Below are 24,538 nucleotides of genomic sequence, written 5' to 3'. Positions count from 1 at the left end.
ACTTCATCAAAGTTGGCGGCCCAGGGCACTTCCAGCTGTTTTAATAAGGCGGCCTGCGGCCGGAGCCTTTGCAGGAAATGATCGTAATTGCGTAAGGCAGCAGGTGTCCAGGCCAGTTCGGCCAGGGCTATGGCGCGGGGAAAGATCATATAAGCCGCCCTGCCGTTCATCTACCAGGTATTCACTCCAGGCCTGCCCTTCCACCCCTGCAATATACGATTGCAAAGAATCGGGCAGGCTGAAGGCCGGCTGGTAACTGTATACCTTATTCAATGGTGTATAATGGCCAGCTGCTACCGGCTCTGCTTTATTGCGCGACAAATAATAATCAAAGTACACATGGCTTTCGGGTGTCATGATCACCCGGTGTTTTTGTTGTGCAGCCGCTATACCGCCCTCTTCTCCGCGCCAGCTCATCACCGTGGCATTGGGCGCCAGACCTCCTTCCAGTATCTCATCCCAGCCGATGATGTCGCGCCCTTTACTGTTCAGGTATTTTTCTATGCGCTGTATAAAATAGGATTGGAGATCATGTTCATCTTTCAAGGCGTGGGCTTTCATGCGCTGCTGGCATTTAGGACAGACGTTCCACCTCGTCTTGGGGCATTCATCGCCCCCGATATGAATATAGTGGGAAGGGAACAGTTGCATCACTTCATCGAGCACCTGCTGCAGGAAAACAAAGGTACTGTCGTTGCCCGCACAAAATACGTCATCAAATACACCCCAGAAAGTGGCTGTTTCATAAGGTCCGCCTGTGCAGCCCAGTGCAGGATAAGCTTTCAGGGCAGCCAGCGCATGACCGGGCATTTCAATTTCCGGAATGATGGTAATGCCTCGTTGGGTAGCATAGCGCACTACTTCTTTTATTTCTTCCTGCGTATAATACCCGCCATAGGGTATACCATCAAACCGGTGGGGTGTTTCTTTCTTATGTCCGATCAATGTCTGCTTACGCCAGGCTGCTTCGGACTGCAGCCGGGGATATTGCTTTATTTCTATACGCCATCCCTGGTCATCGGTGAGGTGCCAGTGAAAAGTGTTGAACTTATACAGGGATAGCAGGTCGATGTATTTTTTGATAAAGGCAATGGGAAACAGGTGGCGGCTTACATCCAGTGCCATACTGCGGTAAGCAAAGCGGGGGTAGTCGGTGATGGAGCCACCCGGCACTACCAATCCTTTTCCCGCGGAAGACTGTGCGAGTTGCCGCAGGGATTGAATGCCGTGTATGATGCCGGCCATATCGTGGCCAATGAGTTCAATATGCTCTTTGCTGATCTGTAAATGGTAGCCTTCCGGTTGAGGCACGGTAAGGGAATCCATTTGCAGGGAGATACCATGGGTGCCGCCTTCGGTTTGCTTACCCCAGGTCAATATGGGTTGGATCTTATGGATATGCAAGTAATCTTTCAACAATTCAGCTGCAGGACGTAGTATATCCTGCGCATAATATATGGCAGTAGCTGCATTGATAGGGAATGCACCTTCCCCTTGCCGGTAATCAACCGGACGGGGGATCAGGGGAATGGGAATTTCCTTGGGAGACTGCGCGGTGAGGCGGGTACTCGCTAAGAAACATATGGCAGCAATGTAAAGTTGTTTTCTCTTCATGAATGCGTTGCTGAATACTGATTATTCATTATTGCTTTTGCTTCGATTTTCTTTTGCTTCGCTGGCAGATCCCTCACTACGCTGCGCTCCGTTCGGGATGACAAAAGAGGGAGTGCGCTCCGTTCGGGATGACAACCAAGGGTGATCCGTTTCTTCCTTCCTTGTCATTTCGACCGCAGGGAGAAATCTATTTTCAAAGCAGGGTGAACTTTTCCCACTCTATGAAATCATTCCCTATCGTGAGACGTTTTCCCAAGGTAGAAAAAAGAGGGCATGGAAATGCCCTCCCACTTAAAATCTCTGACTTATGAAAAAAACTTCGATAGCTTCTTTAGACCGGGTGAGCCGCCCTCAGAGGGCGACCCACCCTTTGATAGCGTTTATTGTTTGTCCCACCATACCCTTGTCACAATGTCATCGGCCCCTTGTCGGCCGATCGCTTCAGCATAGGAAACCTTGTTGAGGGTTTGTTCTACTACAGGGTAAATGAACCTGCGTGGCATCTTGCCACCGGTAGCATTGCCCGGATAATTATTGGGTACCAGGGCAGGATAACCCGTTCTCCGGTAATTGTTGTACACTTCCTGCGCATCGGGAAACAACCCTACCCATACCTGGTTATAGATCTGTTCTGTTTGTACCGCCACAGAAGCGCTTGTCTTCAGCGCATGCGCCGTTACATAGGTATTGATCCGCGCCGCATCGACGGTATTGGTGGTGCCGCTGATGAGGTCCCACTGCTGCATAGCGGCCCGTATGCCTTTTTCATACAGGGCGGCCGCCGTTTCACCTGCATACCAGGTATTCAAAACCGCTTCGGCCAATAAGAAATTGGCTTCTGCCACGGTGAATAATAACAGGGGCGCATTCTGGCGCAATACAGTGGTTTGCTTGGGTTCTGAATAAGTAACGAAATCAGCCGGCTTGGTACCATTGATATTCGCAGGCAATCCTTTCTGAAGGCTTTCGGTCGTATTGGCAACACCGCCCACATACACCACGGAGAGCACTGGTAAGCGGGGATCGTTATTAGCCTTGAGGGAATCGATAAATGCCTGGTGGTATTTGCCGCCCTCAGGATTGCTGATGCCATCGGCCTTCACATAGTTGTCGTTGAACAATTGCAGAGCAATGGGATTCTTATTGATGTTCTGGCCCGATCCCACATAATCTACTTTGGCAATGTCGGCATAGTCGCGGATCACGCCACCGGTGATGGCCTTGGTGACCCAGGTCTTGGCCAGCGTAGCATCTCTTTTAGAGAGCCGCATGCCCAGGCGCAGCATGAGGGAATAAGCAAACTTCTTCCAACGATCAGTATTACCTCCATAAATAAGATCGGAGGCGCCGAAGGTGGCAGCGTTGGCCGGGTTGAGGGCGGCAGCTGCTTCTTCCAGTTCCTTCAGCATATCGGCATAGATGGCGCTCTGCTGATCGTATTTAGGCTGAAAGATAGACAGGTTATAGCCCTGCCCCGCTTCGGAATAAGGGATATCGCCATACACATCCGTGAGGCGGCTGAAACAATACACACGCCAGATACGCGCTACGGCATACATATTGATCTTAGCGGGATCGTTCTTCACGGCCTTGATCACCTCACCAATCTCATTGATCTGGTTGGGATAGGCGGCGGTGAAGACGGCCGAAGACAGGTTGACCTGGGAAGCCACGTACTTGGAACCGAAACCTTCCACATCATTGAAGCTGGTCATGTATTGCATGGTGCCGAACAAGAGCTTGCTCACATTGCCGCTGTTGAGCGCCCCATCATACACCGCTTTGCTGAATAGGTACTGCGGTGTGGGAACAGATACGGCATTGGGATTGGTATTGATCTCCTCAAAATCCTTGTCGCAGGATTGCAGGAGCACAACAGCCAGCACCACCGGTACAAAGCGGGTATATTTTGACATTGATAGTTTCATCACAATTGCTTTTAGTGGTTAAAATTTGAGCATCAGGTTTACGCCATAAGAACGGGTACGGGGTAAGCCGATGGACTCAATACCTTGTGCAGCGCCGTTGGTAAGGCTTTGCTCGGGATCGAAGTTGTCGGTCTTCTTATAAAGGATGAGCAGGTTGCGGCCTACCAGGGAGAGATTGGCAGACTGTACACCTAGTCCTTTCAGGAAACCTTCGGGCAGGCGGTAAGAGATGATCACCTGGCGCAATTTTACAAAGCTGGCATCATGCACAAACAATTCAGTATACCTGTTGAGGCTATTGTAATACGCTGCCCGCAGGTTGGCCACCGGCACGGTATAGCTGTACTTAGCGCCCGTCTGCGTTACCCCATCCAGCTTCAAACCATTCTCTCTGCCGGCCAGGGTTGATTTCATTAATCCCAAACGGGTAGCATATACTTCCATTACAGAAAAGATGCTGTTGCCAAATTTGCCATCCACCAGGATGTCGAGGGAGAAATGCTTATACCTGAACGTGTTGGAAAAACCCATGGTGAGGGGAGGTACACCCTTGCCCAATTGCTGGTTGACATCCGTCTGCACCGGCAGGTTGGAATTGGGATCATACACAATGTTACCCGCAGCATCGCGCAGCATACGGAAGCCATAAATAGCGCCATAGGTATTACCCACCTGGTTATTGATAAAGGCATTGCCGTTGACAGAGTTGCCCAGGGAGAAAGTACTGATGCCATCGGCCAGCTTCAACACTTCACTCTTGTTGTAGGCAAAGTTGAAACTGGTGTTCCAGCTGAAGTCTTTTTGTTTGATGGGCGTACCCTCTATCAATAACTCAATCCCTTTATTGCTCAACTCACCGGAGTTGAGGATGGCGCTGGTATAGCCAGAGGAAGTAGAGATGGGCACGCTTACAATATCATCGGATGATTTGCGGTCGTACAAAGCCAGGTCAACGCCCAGGCGGCCACCAAACAACTGTGTATTAAACCCTACTTCAAAAGTGGTAGAAGTAAAGGGTTTGAGGCTGGCATTGGTAATGGCCACAGAACTCACATTCTGCAGGGGCACGGTGCTGGCGCTGGGCACACTGCTATAGGCGAGGTTGATGGCATATGGATCGGGACCACCGCCGCCTACTTCGGCCCAGGAAGCCCGCAGTTTCACCAGGTCAAACATGGCTGGCAGCTGCAGCACATCCGACAGGATAAAACTGGTACCTACACTGGGGTAGAAGATCTTGTTGTTGGCCGGGCTGAGGGTAGAGAACCAATCCTGGCGACCCGAAGCTGTGAGGAACAATACATTCTTATAATCCAGGTCAACGGACCCGAATAGGGAATTGGTCTTTATATCACTGGCTACGGGCACCGCTGATGAGGTGGACAGATTGGAGAAGCTGTAAAAATAAGGCGTGGTAAAATCACGTCCTGCCAGCGTCAGCTCATCCGATTTGAAACGACGGGTATTGGCGCCGGCCAGTACCGTAAATCCAACGGTATTGGCAATACTGGATTTATAAGTACCGGTGATCATGCTGTTGGTTTCGGACACATCGGATTTAATACCATCGTATTGACCATTGGGCCAGTATTGGGTACCGGTAGGTACGATGCTGGTAAAGTTGTAATTGTAGAAGTCGCGGGTAATGGTTCCTTTCACCGTCAGGTTCTTGAGGATATCGTAGGAGATAGCAGCCTGCCCGATGAAACGGTTCTTATTGTCAGTTTGTTTGAACTTATTGACCACAAAATAGCTGTTAGTCACAATACCGGCATCATTCCACACGATCTCGTTGCCACTGGCATCGTAGCCGGGGCTCAGCCAGCGTGCATCCACCGTATTGGCCACTTCGTAGGGTGTCCAGTTGGGATTGCCCAGGGCATCACCGGCAATGGGCCGGTTATTGCCTTTTTCAAAATTGTATTGGATCACTGATTCCAGCCTGAGTTTCTCACTCAATTTGGCGGAGATATTGAGGTTGGCCGTTTTACGGTTGTATTTATTGTTGGGCAAAATGCTTTTCGCGTTCAGGTCGGATAAGGAGAACCGGTATACCACGGATTCATTACCACCGGAGAGGGCAATGGTATTGGTAAAAGTGGTACCTGTATGGTAGAAATTCTTGAGGTTGTCTTTTTGCGCCGTGTAAGGATGGTTCTTTCCATCAGCCGCCATATAATCCGTGGAGCCATCGATCTTGGCACCGAAAGAACGGCGACCCGTGGCCTGGGCCTGCGCCAGGGTGGTAGGCTTTACGCCATTATCACCCTGACCATATTCATACTGGTAATCGGGAAACACGGATACATTTTCGAGGGTGAACGTACCATTGTATTCCACGCCGATGCCTTTCTGTGCACGGCCTTTTTTGGTAGTGATGAGGATAACGCCATTGGCGCCGCGTGATCCATAGAGGGCAGCGGCAGCGCCTCCTTTCAATACCGTCATGGATTCAATATCATCAGGATTGATGGCGCCGATACCATCGCCACGGTCGGTACTGGTCCTGATGGTAGAACCATTGGGCGTAGAACCGCCACCGGGTACGCTGTTGTCGATGGGCATGCCATTGATCACATACAGCGGCTGACTATTACCGGTAAGGGAACCGTTACCGCGGATAATGACCCTGCTGGACCCACCGGGACCGGTAGACAAACCGGTAGCGTTGACCCCTGCGATCCTTCCGGTGAGGGCATTGGCTACGTTGTTTTCGCGGGCCTGGGTAAATTCACTGCCATTCACTTCAGACATGGCATAGGTAACGGCTTTCCTTGATTTGCGGATACCGAGGGCAGTTACCACCACATCGGTGAGCACGGCGCCGGAATCTTTCTGCAATTGAATGTCTATGGTAGTTTGACCGGCTGATACAGCTACAGTGCGGGTAGCAAAACCAATAGAGGTGATGGTGAGCTGCACCGTACCCTGCCTGGCGGCAGCTGGCAGTTGGAGGGAGAAGAAGCCTGCATTGTCGGTGGTGGTCATCACTCTTTTATTGGTAGCCAGCATGACGGTGGCGCCAGGCACCGGATCATTACCGCTTTTTACCGTACCGGTCACAGGGGCCGGTTCTCCGGCAGCCTGGCCATAGCCGGCAAAGACCGCTGCCAGGTGAAAGGCTAAACATAGCAATAGTAGCCTCGTTGATGTAATTTTCTTCATGAGCGTTAGTTATTGAGAAGCGTTAATAATTGCAAAAAGCAACCAAACCTACTGCAAATATTTCAAATACTGCAAATAATATGCAGAAATTACGGAAGCGCCTTGCAAATACTGCCTAACTAAATCATTATAGCAAAGCCGTGGGAGGGTATACCAGGGCACTATTAACAATATAATAACCAGATAATTATAAGCACAAAAGCGCCTTCTCCCCTATTTTTGGCAGGTAAATGACGTTTGCACATGCGTATTTGCCATCAATCAGCTAAAAGTTGTATTATTGCAAATCTTGCAAAAAGGCAACGAGGCATAAAGGCAAGAGGCAACAGAGGAAGAAGAGCGAAGCAGCAGTTGTATTACTGACCGACTTGCGGACTTTACTGACTTGCGGACTTTGCCGGCTTACAGACTATTTAATTAAACCAGGGAACAATGTCAGACAACCAGCAACAGCCACCCGTACCGGTGGCCCTGCAAAAAAAGGAACGGAAACAACTGATCATTAAACAGGTGAATATTCACACCCGTTTGCTGTTTGCCGACCTGGTGAAACTGATCGACGTATCGGAGGATACCATCCGGCGGGATGTCAATGAACTGGCCGAAGAAGGACAACTGATCCGTATAAAGGGCGGCGCCATGTCAGCCGCCTACCATATCGGCGATGATTCAAAAACCTATTCCCGCAACAACAAACTGGTGATCGCCGACAAAACCCTGAGCCTGCTGAAAGACGATATGATCGTGCTGATCGGCGGCGGTACTACGATCCGCGAGTTCGTTAAAAAAATACCCAACACTTTACGGGCTACTTTTCTTACAGTAAATCCCATGACGGCAGTAGAACTGCTGGACAAACCACTGATCAAAACGATCATGATCGGCGGACAAATATCAGCGTATAGCCAAATGACGGTAAGTGGAGAAGTATTCGAATACCTGGCCAATATCAAGGCCGACCTGTGCATTGTAGGGATCAATGCCATCGATGTGCACAGCGGGCTGACGGATTCGGATTGGGAAACGATCCAGGTAAAGAAAGCCATGATCAAAGCTGCGGCCAAGGTAGCAGTACTTACCATTTCTGAAAAGCTGAACTCTTCGATGCAAATGAAGATCGCCGATCTCACGGAGATCGATTACCTCATTACTGAATTGTCGCCCGATGAAGCTCCCCTGCGGGATTATAAAGCCAGGAACCTCGTTATCCTGTGATCGGCTGGCGGCAATCGTGAATTCCCGCATAGGCGGGACAAGCTGTAAATAGAGCGTAAGTAGGTTATATTTGGCTATTATTTGTAACGGCCACTATTTATTTACGCTATGCGAACGAATCAACTGCTTCCGGTCATTCTCTTTTTATTCCTTGCCCTTTCTACTTTATTCGCCCCCCTTCCCATTTCCGCACAAACAATACCGCCTTATAAGGATGCACGCCTGTCTATTGACGCGCGGGTGAAAGACCTGCTGGGCCGGATGACACCGGAAGAGAAATTCTGGCAGTTGTTCATGATCCCCGGCGACCTTGACAAAGCTGCTCCGCAGCAATACCGTCATGGTATCTTTGGCTTCCAGGTAAGCGCCACCGCACAAGGCGATGCAGGGGGCCAGTTGCTCCAATACAAGACCACCGAAAATGCGTTGATACTGGCCACGAAGATCAACCGGATACAGCGATACTTTGTGGACAGTAGCCGCCTCGGCATTCCCATCATCGCTTTTGATGAAGCACTGCATGGACTGGTGAGGGACGGGGCTACTGCTTTTCCGCAGGCCATTGCCCTCGCTGCTACCTGGGATACTACGCTCATGCAGCAGGTATCTGTCGCCATTGCAGCGGAAACAAAAGCACGGGGCATCCGGCAGATATTAACCCCGGTAGTCAATATTGCCAGTGATGTGCGCTGGGGCCGCACAGAAGAAACCTATGGTGAAGATCCCTTCCTGGCATCGGAAATGGGTGTGGCCTTTGTGCGCTCCTTTGAAAAGACAGGCATTATTACTACGCCCAAACATTTTGTGGCCAATGTAGGCGATGGCGGGCGCGACAGCTACCCTATTCACTATAACGAACGCCTGCTGGAAGAAATTTACCTGCCACCTTTTAAAGCCTGCATAGAAAGAGGCGGCTCCCGCTCGGTGATGACAGCCTACAATTCACTGGATGGCGTGGCCTGTTCTGCCAATAGCTGGCTGCTGCAACAGAAGCTGAAAAAGGAATGGGGCTTCAATGGTTTTGTGATCTCGGATGCGAATGCAGTAGGCGGCGAACTCGTATTGCACAATACGGCAAAGGATTATGCGGATGCAGGCAGGCATGCGATCAACAATGGACTGGATGTGATCTTTCAAACGAGTTATGATCACCATACTTTGTTCATCCCTCCTTTCCTGGATGGCCGGGCAGACAGCAACCGGGTGAACGAAGCAGTCGCCCGGGTATTGCGCGCCAAATTTGAATTGGGATTATTTGAGCATCCTTATGTGGATGAGAAAGCAGTGGCCCGGTCAATAGACATTGCTGCACACAAAGCACTGGCCCGGAAAGCGGCGCAGAAGTCGATCGTATTATTGAAGAATGAAAAGAAAGTGTTACCCCTCTCCCCTGCGGTCAAGACGATCGCCCTCATCGGAGAAGAAGCGACGGCTGCCCGCCTGGGTGGCTATAGCGGACCAGGCAACCAGAAAGTGAGCATACTCCAGGGCCTTCAACGAAGGGCTGGCAAAGCCCTGAAAGTGTTGTATGCGCCAGGCGCGGGCATCCGTCACCAGGAATATATAAGCATACCTGCTCAACAACTTTCTCACAACGGGCAAGCAGGATTACAGGGAGCATATTTTACGAACACCACACTTAGCGGCGCCCCTGCCCTTACGCGAAAGGATGCCACCATTGATTTTCACTGGACCTTGTATGGCCCTGACCCGGCCATTGGCGCCGGCTTTTACTCCGTGCGCTGGACAGGTATGCTGCTTGCTCCGCAGACGGGTCAATGCCAGATCGGGCTGGAGGGCAATGATGGCTACCGGTTGTACGTCAATAATAAGTTGGTTATCGATAACTGGACGAAACGCACGTATCAAACGATTACCAAACCGGTGTACCTGGAGAAGGGAAAACAATATGCGCTGCGGGTAGAGTTTTTCGAAACCACCGGTCAGGCCCATTGTAAATTGATCTGGCAGGTTGGCCTGGCCAATGACCGGGCACAACGGATCAGGGAGGCGGTAGCTATTGCTCAAAAAGCAGATGTGGCGATCATCGCAGTGGGCATTCATGAAGGAGAATTCCAGGACAGGGCTTTGCTGAACCTGCCCGGTTACCAGGAAGCATTGATACAGGCGGTGGCCGCCACAGGCAAACCGGTAGTAGTGGTGCTTACAGGTGGCAGCGCCACCACCATGAGCAGCTGGATCAACCAGGTAGCGGGTATTGTAGAGGTGTGGTATCCGGGCGAAGAAGGCGGTCATGCCGTAGCGGATGTATTATTCGGTGATTACAATCCGGCTGGCCGGCTGCCCATCACCTTTCCGGTGCATGAAGGGCAATTACCATTGGTGTACAACCACAAACCTACGGGCCGGGGTGATGACTATCATAACCTCAGCGGACAGCCATTGTTTCCTTTTGGTTATGGATTGAGCTATACATCATTTGAATACAGCAAACTGCAATTGGATAATACCATTATTACGCCTTCGGGGTCTACAGCCCTGCGGTGTACGATCACCAATACAGGTACGCGTGCAGGTGACGAAGTAGTGCAACTGTACATGAAAGACCTGCTGGCTTCTGTAGCACGCCCGGTGCTGGAGCTAAAAGGCTTTCAGCGTATCCACCTGCAGGCGGGCGAAAGCAGGGAAGTGATGTTCTCCATTACACCCGATATGCTGCAAATGCTGAACAAGGATATGCAGCGGGTAATAGAGCCGGGTGACTTTCAGATCATGATCGGGAATTCGTCGAAGGACGTGCGGCTGAAGGGGACTCTGACGGTAAGTCCCTTATCAAATTAGGAATACTATTTTCTAACTCTTACTCAGAAAAGAAATTTATGAAGTGCGGCGGAAGTTGAAATAAGATATAAAAAAAAGCATCCTACCGAATGCTTTACTTTTATTGCAATGAGTTTTTTCGGGAAGGAAATGTGGATTGCTTTAAATATTCTTTCGCTTTCTCAACCTTATCACGAAATAATACTTCATTTGAAAGCCTGGTAGCCACCTCATTTAACAAGGCTTTACCAGAGGCCTTATTTAACTTTTTAGATGTGGTTTTATTTGCTTTCATATGATGTAAAATTAAATTTTATTTCTTAATAAAAAAAACAGAATCATAATTGTTATTTATTTGATACTCTTCTACAACGTTGTGATAATCAGCTTCTTTAACCCCTCCCCAGAACTTATAATCTACAGATAGTTGAGCAAAATTCTTGTTAACATAGCTTTTGTAGATATTGATACGTCGATTCGCATTTTTACAAGCTGGCGGAATACATTTCTTTTTGCAAGTAACCCGACACATATCAGGATATCCAATAGCACTGTCACTGCCTTGCACCATTACCATAGCCCCTGGATAATTCTGCAAAAAATCCGGGACTGTACTTAATACCGTGTTGAATACCTTGTATTGATCACCGTTATCTGAAATATCATCATCATGCACTGTACCTTTCGTGGAATCGAATGATCCAAATCCCAAATTATAAGTTAACCTTCCTTCTTTAAGGCCAATATACGCATACTGAACAGCTTTCACGATTTGCTTTTCCCCTTCGCTTAGAAAATAATACCTTGTGCCTCCTGGTTCTCTCTTATATTCTTCGAATTCGTAAATATTTCCCGAGTTTGTCATCTAATGAATTTTCGGGAGCATAAGTACATTATTTAGGTGAAACAATCATTATTATTTTTTGCCATATAACTTGGAATTTGTTTCGACATTTGGTCAAAAATTAGTTTTAAATGGTTCCTTCGATCACGGGCAACAATTCCATCAGGTCCCCCAGGATATGATCAGGCCTGGCGGATTGAAGCTGGCTGCGTGTATGAGCACCGGTAGTGATACCTATGCTGAACCTGCAGCCGGCATTGCGGCCTTCTTCGATATCAATAATGGAATCGCCTACTTTTACAACCTCCTGTGCATCGGTGATGCCATGCTGCTGCATGGCCAGAGGATCATACCGGGATTGGGCCTGTTGGCTTTTACATCGGAAGCGGTTACCAGGCCATCGTAATCAATGCCTACCTGCCAGCCTATCTTCTTAACAAGCGTTTCTCCCGTATGCCTGTCGTAACCGGTATTCATCACCACCAAAATGCCTCTTTGCCTGAGTGCCTGGAATAGCTTTGTTGCATTGGGCTGCTCCGTGACTGGTTGTGTTTTATAGGCTATTAAGTTAATCAATACAATGGTTGGTGTAACATTTTGTATTTTACACACGTCTTTACTGTATGGTAGAAATCTTCGATAATATCCGTAAGCTGTACCAGTTCAGCGCGCCCTGTCCGGCGCTGGCGGCCTATATTGAATTCTATTCGGAGACTTCCCCCGAAGCCATGCGCCACCATGTAGGCGAAGCACCCTTTACGGTAAAAATGTTTCCCAGTTTCACGCCTACCATCTGGCTCAACCTGGGCACGCCTTATCAACTCAGAAATGGCCAGCAATTGCATCTCGTAGATGAGCACACAGACATATTGCTGCTGCGCAGTGATATTGTGGAACGGCGCAACCTGCCCACGGACAATATTTTCACGGTCAAATTCAATCCCGGCGGTTTTGAAGCGGTATTCGGCATAGCTCAAACCAGGATTGGTCATGATGTGGTCAATGTGAACGAGATCATCCCCGCCACCATACTCCGGAAACTGAAAAGACTCAATAACTTTGATAGCCGCCTGTCTTTTCTCGAACAATTCCTCCTCGATAAACTGGCGGCCACCAAAGCACAGGTGCATTACCTGCAATCGGTGCAACAGGTGATCCAAACCTTTTGCGCATCGGGTATGCAGCTCAACAACCAGGAGCTGGCCAACCGGCAACATCTCACAGAGAAAACAATGTATCGCTATTTCATGCAGGCCATTGGCACCAATCCCAAAAACTTCTTTGCCACGCTGCGCGCACGTACAGCCCTTACGGATTACATTAGCCATAAAGATGGTTTTGATCACTTGATGTATGGCTACTACGACCTCAGTCATTTTTACAAAGATGTGGTGAAGTTTACGGGACGGAGGTTGAGTACGCAGGAATAATGTCCGATTTTTACCTTCTCTCCTTTTCCGTTGCGGCTTAATTTGCACAAAAGTGAACGCCATGAAATCTGCCTTCCTGATCGTATGCATGCTCTGTATGAGCAGTGCCCGGATATTCTCCCAGGGCTATACACCTAAAATCGAAACCGGGGCTTGCCAGATCAAAATAGCCAATGGCCTAATAGCCCGCTGCGGTTACCTGGTAGTACCGGAGAACCGCCAAAAACCCCAGGGCCGCACGATCAAAATACCCTTTGTATATGTACGGCAACCAGGCATGGACTCGATCAGAAACGTAATCCTGAACACCACGGGTGGTCCCGGTTACAGCACGATCGCCAATTTCGATAGCCTGCGTTACAACTCCGACTTCTTTCAATTTGGCGGGTTCATCGCCTTTGATCAGCGGGGCACCAAAAGATCACACCCCTGCCTCGACTGCCCGGAAGTAGGCGAATCCGCCAAACACGCCTATAGGGAAAACTTATCAAAGGACAGCCTGGAACTGATCGCTGTGAAACAATGCCGCCAACGGCTGGCAGCACAAGGCATCGATCTTTCTGCCTACAATACCATTGAAAGCGCGGCGGATATCAATGACCTGCGCCGGGCATTACAGCTCGACTCGCTCACCTTGTTAGGCATCTCTTACAGCGGTGGACTGATGCTCACCGTAGCCAGGAACCACCCGGAAGCAGTAAAAGCATTAATACTCAACTCTCCCCTGCCCGGCTATGTGAATTATGAAGAGCATGCTTTGTTCAATTTCAATGAAGCGTTGAACCAGGTGTTTGACAATTGCGAAGCCGACTCCACGCATGATGCCCGGTATGCCGGTCTAAGAGAACGGTTCCACCAATATTTCACTTCACTGGCAGGCAAAAAATTCAGCCTGCGCTATGCTGAACCAGGCAAGCGGGATAGTTTCACCATCCGGTATACTAAAGATGAATTGACAGATGCAGTGATCGACCGGCTCAACACGGGCCAGTTGAAAACAGTACCCTTTGTGATGACTAACATCATCAATGGCAACCATGCACAGTATGTAAGGGAACAAGTAGATGGTGTATTTCGGGGTAACCAGGCTTTGTCGGCCGGCATGCGGTACAGCATTTATTGTTCGGAACAAATTGCCTATGCAGACAAAGCACTCATCAAACAACAGGACGAAGTATTACCCTGGCTGGCGGGGCATCCCTTCAACAATGTGGATCATGCTATTTGCACCTGCTGGCAGGTAAAACCGGAACCGGCTATCGTGAAGACACCGGTCTATTCCAACGTGCCGGCACTGATAGCAGGCGGGGATGCAGACCCCTGGTGCCGGCCTTTTTACAACCGGCTCATCAAACGCACTATGCCCCATGCACAACTGATCACGGTGCACAACAATGGTCATGGCGCCAGACTGGGCATGAAAGGAGTTGACTTTGCTAAGATGTTTTTGACCAATCCATATAAAAAGCTGGTATCGCCGCTGAAAGAGGTGACCGTGGAATAAGGGGCAGCAAAAAGCAGGTATATTCAGCGTCTTCCCCCAATGCCCCTGTTGCCTCCACTATCATCTCCACCTTACAGAAAAATCCTTACGATTTTCCTTTTTCCTGTTATCTCCGTTTGCAGGATGGTAAGGCACTGCTGCCCGGCTGAACCCTGCCACGCACTACGAAGGCACGGGACTTGGGCTGTCGCTTTGCCGGAAAATAGCAGAACGGCACCAGGGCACTATTACGGCGACGGGCGCAATCAATAAAGGAGCTACCTTTATCATAACCTTACCCGTGCGTACCTCCACAGCAACCACCTAAACCATTATAACTGTATAATGATGCGATCAGTAAGCCTGATATCACCTTCCTGGACCTGAAGAAGGGCTGCAACAGTCGATTGAAGAATGCAATAAAATGTAAAATATAGCCGCTACCCGTTATCTTCACCTTACACAACAACTACTATGATCAACATTCCCGGACTACAGGAAGGTGTAGTGATATTTGCCGGTGCAGGCTGCTCTATGGCCCCTCCCTCCTCTTTGCCAGGCTGGAACCAACTCAATGATGCCATCCTGGACACCCTGTGGGACCGGATGGAGCAATTTGGCATCAGGACGCGCTTTCGCGACCAACTGCTCACCGCCATCCGGCAAAAACGTGCGGAGAATACCTTCCCGCCCGATTACCAGGCGCAACGTATGGTAGAAAGAGCCGGCATCCGGTATTTTGAACTGTTGAGCGCAGTAGATACGGATACTTACAATGCGGTGCAATACTATACTGCCGGCCTTGCCAAAGCAGGGCTCCTCAAAGCGGTAGTGACCACCAATTTCGACCAGAACTTTGAACGGGCTTTTGCGGCTTACGACATTCCCTTCGAAGCTTTTTATGACGAAGCTGGCTTCAACAGGCTGGCCAGCCAGGCATCCTCCAACGGCATCCCCATCATCAAGATACATGGGTCCTGTTCTTCACCCGCCTCGATGGTGGATACCCGCAAACAAAGACTGAAAGGCAGGGCCAAAGCATTACAGGATGCGCTGTTCCAGCTATTGGAGCTGCATCATTTTATTTTCTGTGGTTTCTCGGGTCAGGACTTCGACGATAACCGCAACTACCTGGGATTGCAGGATGCAGCGCCTGCAGCCAAAGGATTTACCTATACCTATATGCCGGGCAGCAAGGTGCGGGCAAGTATGAACGAAGTGATCGGCTATTATGGAAAGAAAGCACAGGCGGTTGAATATGATCCGGCGCAGTTGCTGGGCGAGCTGGTACAGGCAGCCCGCATCGGCTTTACACCATTTGCAGCAGCAGAACAGGTGAATACACCGCTTGCCGACAGGCTGCGGGAAAAGAGCGCTTTGCTGGAACCCATGGATGCGATCAATATGCTGACAGCACTGGCAGAATCTTATGGTGATGAAGTGACCGCACGGTTTATTTATGACAAGGCCTGGCGTGAGCGTTACCAATCCGATTATGAAGGAGAAGCCTTGTCGAGGTTCCTGCTGAACCATGGCCGTTCTTATGTATTCAATTTTCAGGACAGGATAGAAAGGGCCGCCAATGTAGGTGTTCATATTGAACAGGCAGAAGTGGGACCGCCGCCACCAGGTATGGAAGACCTGTTTACCAACCCGGCCAGGATGAACCTGAAGCATACTGCCAACACCTCACCGGAAACGCCTGCCCTGATCGGGCTGGCGCAAACGTATTTCGCCATCACGGGTTTGTTTGAAGACTTCCCAAAAAAGTTGTCCCCTTATTTCAGGAGGGACCCCTCGCCTGCTGAGTTGGCCGATATACTGTATTATTATTCCTTTCATGCACTGGTACAGCAGGATATGGAAGCCATTCAATTCCTGCACCATGCCATCCAGGAAATGGAAGCTGATTTTGATGAGCCGCGCCTGTCGCAATTGCTGAGCCGGAGAGCCATGTTTAAATTAAGGATCAATCACCCCGAAGCACTGACTTCCGCGCGGGAAGATGTGATGCGGGCAAAAGCGCTGGCAGAGAAATACCATGAGCCGCATTTGCTGGCTTTATCTGCTTTGGCGCAATCCATATTGGCCAGGAAAGAAAACGACTTCGCCACTGCCTTTACACAAGTGGGCATCGCTGAGAAAAACTATTGGGAGCTGAAAAGGATACCGCAGTATGTAGAAACGATCGTTGAGTACTTAAAAGTACTGATGCTCGGCTTTGAACAGCCTGACACCAACAAGCAACAGCTGCTGGATATCTTCCTGGATATCGAACCTAAGATCAACGCCTATGTGGTAGACAAGATCAATGTATTTGAACCGGAGTGCTGCTACCTGGTTGGTTTGTTTTGCTTCCAATACACCAATGCCCCCAAGGCTACTTATATGTCGTGGCTGGCCGATGCCGTGTCGCTGGCCGAACAAAATAACCAGCCTGCCAATTATGCCTATTTCAGGGAAACCTGTCAGCAGCTGGGCATACTGGAGGAGATCGAAGCATTGATCAACAAAACAAAAGCGGCTGCTGCCGGCAACCAGGCTTCAAACTAAGTCATAATTGCCTCCGGGTTGGAGGCTTTTGGTCTTTCCCGGTGTCTTACCTGAGCAGACAGCATGAGGATGCTCCTCCCGCTACCGGCCAGAGGAGCCAGTTCCTTATTTGCCCATAACAGGGAGATCATTTGAATTTAGTTTAGCGCTGGTTCTTCATGTACCATTCAGGCTGTATGTCGTAATTTGCAGCATGAAGATCTATCAGCAAATACTGGCATTGAGGGAAAGACGCAGGGGCTTTCATCTGATCACGCAGGAAGTGGTAAATGCCTTACCCGCCATCAGCCAGCTGCGATCGGGCATATGCCAGGTATTCATTCAACATACTTCCGCTTCACTTACCATCAATGAGAATGCCGATCCCACCGTACGGCAAGACTTCGAAACCTGGTTCAACAAAGCCATTCCGGAAAACGATCCCGATTATGTACACAATGACGAAGGGCCCGACGATATGCCGGCGCACCTGAAAGCTGCTGTGCTGGGCAGTTCGGTCATGATCCCCATTGTAGGCGGTCAGCTGGCGCTCGGCATCTGGCAGGGCATCTACCTGTGCGAACACCGCAATCGTGGCGGCAGCAGAAGGATTGTCATTACGGCCTGGGGAGAATAAGCCAGGTAGGTGTAATTGACATTACCCCTTACCGGACACGGGCCCTGAAAATTGCAGCAATCCTTTTGTAAGACTTTGCCATTGTAAGGCAGACAGCCCGAGGCGGGCACCGATGTACACGAGCCAATTACGCAGGCGGGTGATCAGTTGGCTGCTATTGCTGTTGGGATGTTCGTTGCGACCATAAACGGCAGCGATCAGTTCGCAGTTTTCCTGGTAAACCAGGAAGGTGGAAGTAGCAGTGCGATCGAAAAAATGGGAAGCGCTGTCTTCCTGCTTAAGTGGACTGAGGGCTGCCCTTACTGTAATATAGGTAAGCGATTGCTGCCCGGTGTTGCGCGCTCCTACTTCCTGCACTTGTACCCAATCGTCGCCTTTACCATCAGGATTGGCGGGGGCCGGGATGCCAATACGAAAGTAATCGCCTTTCTGCACGGACCTGTATTGTTCGCGGCCGTATGCATCTACCAGTTGGAAGGCAGCAGTTGCCTTGCCGGCCCACTGCTGCCAATGGTTTACATCCAATAACCTTCCGGCGGCAATAAGATAATATGCTTCCGCCTCTATACGATTGTGGGCCATATACCGGGTGGTGGTAACTGTATGTTTACCGCTGACCTTGGCCGGTACGATTGATCGAAGCCAGGCAATATATTGTGTGGGAAAGTGTTTCATGGGCTATAATTGATCTTTGAGATCAAAGCGTATGCCATCAGCCATGAAAGGGGATTGCCGCTTACAAAGGACAACCAGGCTGGCCCGGGGATGAAACCGGGCATGAAATTTATGCTGATTCCTGCTGGGAAATTTATGCACTAAAATCAAGCCATGACCAGCACAGCAGCACAACACCAGGAAGTCCCTTCTTCTTCAACCGACACGGAACTCTTACACAAGATGGATGCTTATTGGCGGGCTGCCAACTATTTATCAGTGGGCCAGATCTACCTGTGCGATAATCCCCTGATGAAGGAGCCCCTGAAGATCGAACACATCAAGCAAATGTTATTGGGCCACTGGGGCACCACACCCGGGCAAAACTTCATCTATGTACACCTGAACCGGGTGATCAAACAACATGACCTGAATATGTTGTACATCTCAGGTCCGGGTCACGGAGGCCCGGCCATGGTAGCCAACACCTACCTGGAAGGCACTTACTCAGAGATCTATCCTGATATTACCCGGGATGAGGAAGGCCTCAAAAAGCTTTTCCGGCAATTCTCTTTTCCGGGAGGTATTCCCAGCCATGTATCGCCGGAATGTCCCGGCTCGATGCATGAGGGAGGAGAACTGGGTTATTCCCTGAGCCACGCATTTGGGGCAGTATTTGACAATCCTTCTTTGACTGTTGCCTGTGTGGTAGGTGATGGAGAAGCTGAAACGGGACCGCTGGCAACGGCCTGGCATAGCAACAAATTCCTGAACCCGGTAACGGATGGGGTGGTATTGCCCATCCTGCACCTCAATGGCTATAAGATCGCCAATCCAACTGTGCTGGCCAGGATCAGCCACGAAGAACTGACCTGGCTTTTTAAAGGATATGGCTGGAATCCCTATTGGATAGAAGGCGATGATCCGATGCTGATGCATGAGCTGATGATGCAGACGCTGGATACCGTGATAGCAGAGATCAAAGCCATCAGGCAACAGGCAGCGCAACAGCCCGATGCTCCCCGCCCCTGCTGGCCCATGATCATACTAAGATCGCCCAAAGGATGGACAGGCCCGAAAACAGTGGATGATCATCCGGTGGAAGGCAGTTTTCGTTCGCACCAGGTACCCTTGAATGATCCGGCCAGGCACCCCAGGCATTTACAACAACTGGAAGCCTGGCTGCGGAGTTATAAGCCGGAAGAGCTCTTTGATGAACAGGGCGCTCTGCTGCCTGCACTCGCTGCACTGGCCCCTGCCGGTGACAAAAGAATGGGGGCCAATCCCCATGCACATGGCGGCAAATTGCAGGACCTGCGCATGCCCGACTTTTCAAAGTATGGCCTGCCTGTACGTACACGCAGTGAAAGGGGACCCGGCGATACCTATGTGTTAGGCGCGTTTATCCGGGATGTGATGAAACTGAATGAGGACCACCGCAATTTCCGGTTATTTGGGCCCGATGAAACCTTGTCCAATAAGTTACAGGCCGTATTTGAGACTACCAACCGGCAATGGCTGGGCGAAACAGCACCTGGTGATGAGTACCAGCAGCGGGATGGCCGTGTGTTGGAAATGCTGAGTGAACACCAGTGTGAAGGTTGGCTCGAAGGGTATTTGCTCACTGGCCGCCATGGACTGTTCAATTGCTATGAAGCATTTATACATATTGTGGACTCCATGTTCAACCAGCATGCCAAATGGCTCAAGATGACGGCCCACCTCCAATGGCGCAGGAAACTGCCCTCCCTCAATATACTGCTGTCTTCGCATGTGTGGCGGCAGGATCACAATGGCTTTACCCACCAGGACCCTGGTTTTATTGATCATGTCGTTAATAAAAAAGCATCAGTGGTGCGGGTATACTTACCGCCGGATGCCAACTGCCTGCTATCGGTGATGGACCATTGCCTCAAAAGCCGGCATTATGTAAATGTGGTAGTGGCTGGCAAACATCCCTCACCACAATGGCTCACCATGCAGGAGACGCGCATACACTGCACCAAAGGGATCGGCATCTGGACCTGGGCCAGCAATGATGCAGGAGCCGACCCCGATGTAGTGATGGTATGCGCCGGTGATGTACCCACGCTGGAAACACTGGCCGCCGTTTCGATCCTGCGGGAACAATTGCCCGACCTGAAGATACGGGTGGTGAATGTGGTAGACCTTATGAAGTTACAACCCATCACAGAGCACCCGCATGGATTAAATGACAATGATTTTGACGCGCTGTTTACGAAGGACAAACCAGTGATCTTTGCTTTCCATGGTTATCCCTGGCTCATTCACCGGCTGACCTACAAACGCACCAATCACTTTAATATCCACGTGCGCGGTTATAAAGAAGAGGGCACCATCACTACTCCTTTTGATATGACGGTGCTGAATGACCTCGACCGGTTTCACCTGGTACAGGATGTCATCGACCGTTTACCCGCCCTGGGCAGTCATGCTTCCTACCTGAAGCAGGCCATGCAGGACAAACTGATCGCGCACCGCAATTACATCAATAAGCACGGAGTGGACATGCCTGAGATCAGGGATTGGCATTGGAAATTTTAAACAGGGCCTCATCACCATGAAAGTATTGGTCATCAATGCAGGCAGCAGTTCACTGAAGTTCCGGCTTTTTGACATGCCCGGGGAACAGGTGCTTTGCTCGGGCATCGCAGAAAGGATCGGAGAAGCGGAGGCTTCCATCCATATTACCCGCTCCGTTAATGGAAAAGATCAAACGACGGAACAGCAGCACGCCTTACCCGATCATGCAGCCGCCATGCAGCAGGTGGTATCATTGCTGTGCCATCCGGAACAGGGTGTCATTCAAAGTCCCGAAGAAGTAGCCCTCGTGGGCCATCGTGTGGTTCATGGCGGGGAATCATTTTCATCGGCTACTATTGTTACGCCGGCAGTCAGGGAAAAGATCAAAGAGCTGTTTCCTTTCGCGCCGCTTCATAACCCCATCAACCTCCGTTGCCTGGAAGTGGCCGCTGATTTTTTCCCGGCAGCAAAACAAGTGGCTGTATTTGATACTGCCTTTCATCATGAGCTGCCTCCGGAAGCTGCCCGGTATGCCATCCCCCACGCTTACTATGAACAGGACAAAATACGCGCCTACGGATTCCACGGCATCAGCCACAAATATGTGACAGAACAAGCCCGGGACTTTCTCGATCTCCCACAGGCCAAAATGATCAGTTTGCATTTGGGCAATGGCTGTAGTGCAGCAGCTGTGGAAGGTGCAAGGTCATTGGACACCAGCATGGGATTCAGCCCGGTGAGTGGACTGGTAATGGGTACACGCAGCGGTGATATCGATCCCTCGGTGTTATTGCACCTGATGACACACCATGGGTATAGTACAGCATATGTTGACCAATTGCTGAACAAACGATCGGGCCTGCAAGGATTAACCGGGCGCCATGATATGCGCGATATAGACAAGGCAGCTGAAGAAGGCGACGGCGAGGCGCAGTTTGCGCGCAGGCTCTATGCTTACCGCATTAAAAGATACATCGGCTCCTATATCGCTGTACTCAATGGATTGGATGCCTTGCTCTTTACTGCCGGTGTGGGTGAACATGACAGCAGCATGCGCGCCCTGGTGTGCGATGGCTTGTCGCACCTGGGCATTGAGATCGATCCTGTACTGAACGGGCTGCCTGCTACCGGCATCCGCGCTATCCATAGCGGCGCCAGGCCCGTGAAAATATTGGTGATCCCCACCAATGAAGAACTGGAGATTGCCCGGCAGTGTATAGCTATTCCTGCTTAACTGACTTTCAAACATGCCCGGTTGATCTTGATCACCGTTTTCCCCTAGCCTGCACTACAGGGAGCCGATCGCCGCCAGGCTGTCAGAATTTTAATTTTGCCCGCATGCTGGGTTTGGGTATCTTGGGTTAATTGGCAGCGAAGAGATATACATTGTTTTATTAATACATCTTCTTACTGGTTATCCATAAGTTGGTTGGTTCTCATCTCCTCTCCTACTGATTCCATGAATCACAACAATCTTTCTTTACCTGCGTTTATCTGGCGTGGTTAAAAGGAGCCAGGTTAATAATTGTATTTCATACAGGTATCGGATATTATTGTAACCCTATAAAAAAGATCAACGTATTGCTTTATGCTTTTAAAATTCTTTGGTTTTGTTGATATTTTCCGCGCCCCCCAGATTGAGTTTAGTTCAATGGATGAGATCGAGCAGCATACCCCCAACATCATCATTTGGGCAGCCCCGGTCATGTTTCTTTTTGTATTGATCGAATGGTATATTTCGAAAAAACAAAATCACCAGCTGTATGAAAAGAAAGACAGCATCGGCTCTATTTGTGTAGGCGTAGGCAATGTGATCATTAATACTTTATTAAAAGTAAGCATGTTCTACATTGTCATCCTGATCTATAATGCGATCCCCTGGCGCATGCACTTCCGGTGGTGGACGCTTATTCCCTGTTATCTTATTTTCGACCTGGCCAGTTACTGGTCGCACCGCATATCGCACCAACAGCGTTTTTGGTGGGCCACGCATGTGGTACACCACAGCAGTGAACAGTACAACCTCACCGTATCTTTCCGTTTAAGCTGGATGCAAAACCTGAAGCTGATCTTCTTTATGCCGGTGATGGCCCTCAGCTTTCACCCCATTATATTCTTTATCACCAGCCAGATCGCTGTACTGTTCCAGTTTTGGGTGCATACCGAGTACATCCGCAAACTACATCCGGTGATCGAATACCTGTTTGCCACGCCGTCCAATCACCGCGTGCACCATGGCTCGCAGGAGAAGTACATCAACAAGAACTACGGCGCCACCTTCATTTTCTGGGATCGCCTGTTTGGCACTTACCAGCCAGAAGAAGAGCAGGCCGAATATGGCATTACCAGCCCTGTTGAACATAAGATGAATCCCCTGTACCTCAACTTCCATGAGTATTCCGACATCTGGAAGGACATGAAAGGGGCCAAAGGATTCAAACAGAAATTGTTCTTCCTGTTTGGTGATCCGATCGATGTAGCCCGGGTAAAGAAAAATGAAATAAGTGCTCCAACACTCCCTGTCTCTCACACACTCCCCCTGCTTAATACGGCCGAAGTACCGGCCTAGATAATGGCCCCGAACTGCATGTGCAGTCCGGGGCCAGATCATCCTTCACATCTATCTTGGAAACTTATCGTAGGTATGTGCGCCGGGATCGGTGCTCTGGAAAGCGATCGTACCATCATCATTGTAAGCGGTCTGCCGCAGGATATGGCTTACCGGGTAGTTGTGATCGTACACATAGGTATAATCATACTCCGAGAATTTAAAATAGCCGGTATCTACCTTTCCCCAGAATTTCTGATTGACCACATTATTGGGCACGATGGGATCATAAAAAGTGCCGCCCATGTACTCGGTATCCCAAAAAGGAATAACATCCGTATACAGGAAGGTGGAGAATGGATTTATCTTGTTGTCATAGGTATACTCCAATATCAGCGCAGCATCCGGTTCCTGGCTGGCTTTTGCAGCCGGGGGATTGTTGTAGAACAAAGCACGCTTAAAGTTGCGTGAATTGCCTTCATATTCATACTTCACATAAGCATAATAATTGGCACTCCCCTGCTTTTTGATGATACGCCCCTTATTGTCATAGGTAAAAAAGGTATGGGGCGTGCCGGGTGTGTTGGGCCCTGTATGCCCCTCAATCCGGATAAGCCTTCCGCCCTGGTAAATGAACTGATCATAGAATGTCTGGATCGAGTCGCGCAGGGTCAGGGGCCTTTTAAGCTGATCGTTGGTCAATATCCAATTAGGACCAAAGCTCCAGGGCAGTTTCGTAATCTGGATGAGCGAACGGTTGTGGTCGTACTTGTATTGGTACTTTGAAATTCTGTCTGATGAGCTTACCTGCCATAATTCCTGGCCGGGAGGACAATCATTTTTATTGCAGGCTGCTAAAAATATGGCAAGGGATAGCCATAACATGAATGAATAATGTTTCATTGTTAAGGTTTAATGATGAATAAATACGTTTCCCGGGGAGGATGTTTACATCAAGGCAACAGAAAGAAGTCTTTCACGAAGATGAATGGAGGGAATAATGGTATGCATACCTGCTATATGAAAATACAATAATTAATTACCAATTACGGGCTTTCCACATTAAAATATTAGCATTTAGCTGTTAGCATTTGTTGTCAGGGTGGGTCGCCTTTAAAAGGTGGCTCACCCTGACAACAAAAGGGGTAAAGCCGTAGGTACGC

Annotated in this window: 19 protein-coding genes; 10 read left to right on the top strand and 9 right to left on the bottom strand. The window is 49.7% G+C overall.

Annotated features, from left to right (window positions below; genetic code table 11):
* Positions 1–6 precede the first annotated feature (6 nt).
* From D3H65_RS00815 to D3H65_RS00805, 3 genes are all read right to left on the bottom strand, one after another.
* On the bottom strand, positions 7–1,614 hold the full coding sequence (locus D3H65_RS00815) for a beta-N-acetylhexosaminidase (protein WP_245999654.1): 1,608 nt from the start codon (positions 1,612–1,614) through the stop codon (positions 7–9).
* 380 nt (positions 1,615–1,994) lie between these two features.
* Entirely contained in the window at positions 1,995–3,542 is a 1,548-nt protein-coding gene (locus D3H65_RS00810; RefSeq protein WP_211345591.1) for a SusD/RagB family nutrient-binding outer membrane lipoprotein, read from the bottom strand.
* Between the two features lie 18 nt (positions 3,543–3,560).
* Positions 3,561–6,707 carry a SusC/RagA family TonB-linked outer membrane protein gene (locus D3H65_RS00805; protein WP_119048439.1) on the bottom strand — a complete coding sequence of 1,049 codons (3,147 nt, stop codon included), beginning with the start codon at positions 6,705–6,707 and terminating at the stop codon, positions 3,561–3,563.
* A 432-nt stretch (positions 6,708–7,139) separates the two neighbouring features.
* On the opposite strand from D3H65_RS00805, the gene D3H65_RS00800 reads away from it, so the two are divergent.
* Together D3H65_RS00800 and D3H65_RS00795 are read left to right on the top strand one after the other, a co-directional pair.
* Positions 7,140–7,922 carry a DeoR/GlpR family DNA-binding transcription regulator gene (locus D3H65_RS00800; RefSeq protein WP_119048438.1) on the top strand — a complete coding sequence of 261 codons (783 nt, stop codon included), beginning with the start codon at positions 7,140–7,142 and terminating at the stop codon, positions 7,920–7,922.
* A 108-nt stretch (positions 7,923–8,030) separates the two neighbouring features.
* Positions 8,031–10,724 (top strand): glycoside hydrolase family 3 protein, encoded by a 2,694-nt coding sequence (locus D3H65_RS00795; RefSeq protein ID WP_119048437.1) that lies wholly within the window; start codon positions 8,031–8,033, stop codon positions 10,722–10,724.
* A gap of 100 nt (positions 10,725–10,824) precedes the next feature.
* On the opposite strand, the gene D3H65_RS32725 is transcribed toward D3H65_RS00795, so the two are convergent.
* From D3H65_RS32725 to D3H65_RS00780, 4 genes are all read right to left on the bottom strand, one after another.
* Positions 10,825–10,998, bottom strand: a complete 174-nt coding sequence (locus D3H65_RS32725; protein ID WP_162915321.1) for a hypothetical protein — start codon at positions 10,996–10,998, stop codon at positions 10,825–10,827.
* An 18-nt stretch (positions 10,999–11,016) separates the two neighbouring features.
* Entirely contained in the window at positions 11,017–11,568 is a 552-nt protein-coding gene (locus tag D3H65_RS00790) for a DUF6934 family protein (protein ID WP_119048436.1), read from the bottom strand.
* A 106-nt stretch (positions 11,569–11,674) separates the two neighbouring features.
* The gene (locus D3H65_RS00785) at positions 11,675–11,884 is read right to left on the bottom strand and encodes an HAD family hydrolase (protein ID WP_119048435.1); all 210 of its coding nucleotides are present in this window, start codon (positions 11,882–11,884) and stop codon (positions 11,675–11,677) included.
* Positions 11,845–12,159: a hypothetical protein gene (locus D3H65_RS00780; RefSeq protein ID WP_162915320.1), complete on the bottom strand. Its 315-nt coding sequence runs from the start codon at positions 12,157–12,159 to the stop codon at positions 11,845–11,847. The genes D3H65_RS00785 and D3H65_RS00780 overlap by 40 nt, the downstream gene beginning before the upstream one ends.
* A gap of 11 nt (positions 12,160–12,170) precedes the next feature.
* Between D3H65_RS00780 and D3H65_RS00775 the strand changes: the two genes are divergently transcribed.
* From D3H65_RS00775 to D3H65_RS00755, 5 genes are all read left to right on the top strand, one after another.
* Entirely contained in the window at positions 12,171–12,977 is an 807-nt protein-coding gene (locus D3H65_RS00775) for a helix-turn-helix domain-containing protein (protein ID WP_119048433.1), read from the top strand.
* 61 nt (positions 12,978–13,038) lie between these two features.
* Positions 13,039–14,481: an alpha/beta fold hydrolase gene (locus D3H65_RS00770; protein WP_119048432.1), complete on the top strand. Its 1,443-nt coding sequence runs from the start codon at positions 13,039–13,041 to the stop codon at positions 14,479–14,481.
* Between the two features lie 145 nt (positions 14,482–14,626).
* Positions 14,627–14,788: an ATP-binding protein gene (locus D3H65_RS00765; RefSeq protein WP_119054337.1), complete on the top strand. Its 162-nt coding sequence runs from the start codon at positions 14,627–14,629 to the stop codon at positions 14,786–14,788.
* 146 nt (positions 14,789–14,934) lie between these two features.
* Positions 14,935–17,013, top strand: coding sequence for an SIR2 family NAD-dependent protein deacylase (locus tag D3H65_RS00760; RefSeq protein WP_119048431.1), 2,079 nt, complete (start codon positions 14,935–14,937; stop codon positions 17,011–17,013).
* A gap of 193 nt (positions 17,014–17,206) precedes the next feature.
* Positions 17,207–17,629, top strand: a complete 423-nt coding sequence (locus D3H65_RS00755; protein WP_119048430.1) for a secondary thiamine-phosphate synthase enzyme YjbQ — start codon at positions 17,207–17,209, stop codon at positions 17,627–17,629.
* A gap of 21 nt (positions 17,630–17,650) precedes the next feature.
* Here the strand turns inward: D3H65_RS00755 and D3H65_RS00750 are convergent, their stop codons facing one another.
* On the bottom strand, positions 17,651–18,304 hold the full coding sequence (locus D3H65_RS00750) for a hypothetical protein (protein WP_119048429.1): 654 nt from the start codon (positions 18,302–18,304) through the stop codon (positions 17,651–17,653).
* A gap of 153 nt (positions 18,305–18,457) precedes the next feature.
* Between D3H65_RS00750 and D3H65_RS00745 the strand changes: the two genes are divergently transcribed.
* From D3H65_RS00745 to D3H65_RS00735, 3 genes are all read left to right on the top strand, one after another.
* A complete protein-coding gene (locus tag D3H65_RS00745; RefSeq protein WP_119048428.1) occupies positions 18,458–20,848 on the top strand; it encodes a phosphoketolase family protein in 2,391 nt (796 codons plus the stop codon).
* A gap of 16 nt (positions 20,849–20,864) precedes the next feature.
* Positions 20,865–22,061 (top strand): acetate/propionate family kinase, encoded by a 1,197-nt coding sequence (locus D3H65_RS00740; protein ID WP_119048427.1) that lies wholly within the window; start codon positions 20,865–20,867, stop codon positions 22,059–22,061.
* A gap of 354 nt (positions 22,062–22,415) precedes the next feature.
* Entirely contained in the window at positions 22,416–23,396 is a 981-nt protein-coding gene (locus D3H65_RS00735) for a sterol desaturase family protein (RefSeq protein WP_119048426.1), read from the top strand.
* A 51-nt stretch (positions 23,397–23,447) separates the two neighbouring features.
* Here D3H65_RS00735 and D3H65_RS00730 read toward each other — a convergent pair whose 3' ends face one another.
* Entirely contained in the window at positions 23,448–24,278 is an 831-nt protein-coding gene (locus D3H65_RS00730) for a hypothetical protein (RefSeq protein ID WP_119048425.1), read from the bottom strand.
* Between the last annotated feature and the right edge of the window lie 260 nt (positions 24,279–24,538).

Source organism: Paraflavitalea soli, from assembly GCF_003555545.1.
Lineage (GTDB): Bacteria > Bacteroidota > Bacteroidia > Chitinophagales > Chitinophagaceae > Paraflavitalea > Paraflavitalea soli.
Note: the sequence above shows the minus strand (reverse complement) of the source record. Positions and strands in the feature narration are given on the sequence as shown.

Excerpts from the sequence above, each read along its gene's own strand:
- D3H65_RS00815 (WP_245999654.1), bottom strand. The coding sequence starts at position 1,614 with ATGAAGAGAAAACAACTTTACATTGCTGCCATATGTTTCTTAGCGAGT.
- D3H65_RS00810 (WP_211345591.1), bottom strand. The coding sequence starts at position 3,542 with ATGAAACTATCAATGTCAAAATATACCCGCTTTGTACCGGTGGTGCTG.
- D3H65_RS00805 (WP_119048439.1), bottom strand. The coding sequence starts at position 6,707 with ATGAAGAAAATTACATCAACGAGGCTACTATTGCTATGTTTAGCCTTT.
- D3H65_RS00800 (WP_119048438.1), top strand. The coding sequence starts at position 7,140 with ATGTCAGACAACCAGCAACAGCCACCCGTACCGGTGGCCCTGCAAAAA.
- D3H65_RS00795 (WP_119048437.1), top strand. The coding sequence starts at position 8,031 with ATGCGAACGAATCAACTGCTTCCGGTCATTCTCTTTTTATTCCTTGCC.
- D3H65_RS32725 (WP_162915321.1), bottom strand. The coding sequence starts at position 10,998 with ATGAAAGCAAATAAAACCACATCTAAAAAGTTAAATAAGGCCTCTGGT.
- D3H65_RS00790 (WP_119048436.1), bottom strand. The coding sequence starts at position 11,568 with ATGACAAACTCGGGAAATATTTACGAATTCGAAGAATATAAGAGAGAA.
- D3H65_RS00785 (WP_119048435.1), bottom strand. The coding sequence starts at position 11,884 with ATGCAGCAGCATGGCATCACCGATGCACAGGAGGTTGTAAAAGTAGGC.
- D3H65_RS00775 (WP_119048433.1), top strand. The coding sequence starts at position 12,171 with ATGGTAGAAATCTTCGATAATATCCGTAAGCTGTACCAGTTCAGCGCG.
- D3H65_RS00770 (WP_119048432.1), top strand. The coding sequence starts at position 13,039 with ATGAAATCTGCCTTCCTGATCGTATGCATGCTCTGTATGAGCAGTGCC.
- D3H65_RS00760 (WP_119048431.1), top strand. The coding sequence starts at position 14,935 with ATGATCAACATTCCCGGACTACAGGAAGGTGTAGTGATATTTGCCGGT.
- D3H65_RS00755 (WP_119048430.1), top strand. The coding sequence starts at position 17,207 with ATGAAGATCTATCAGCAAATACTGGCATTGAGGGAAAGACGCAGGGGC.
- D3H65_RS00750 (WP_119048429.1), bottom strand. The coding sequence starts at position 18,304 with ATGAAACACTTTCCCACACAATATATTGCCTGGCTTCGATCAATCGTA.
- D3H65_RS00745 (WP_119048428.1), top strand. The coding sequence starts at position 18,458 with ATGACCAGCACAGCAGCACAACACCAGGAAGTCCCTTCTTCTTCAACC.
- D3H65_RS00740 (WP_119048427.1), top strand. The coding sequence starts at position 20,865 with ATGAAAGTATTGGTCATCAATGCAGGCAGCAGTTCACTGAAGTTCCGG.
- D3H65_RS00735 (WP_119048426.1), top strand. The coding sequence starts at position 22,416 with ATGCTTTTAAAATTCTTTGGTTTTGTTGATATTTTCCGCGCCCCCCAG.
- D3H65_RS00730 (WP_119048425.1), bottom strand. The coding sequence starts at position 24,278 with ATGAAACATTATTCATTCATGTTATGGCTATCCCTTGCCATATTTTTA.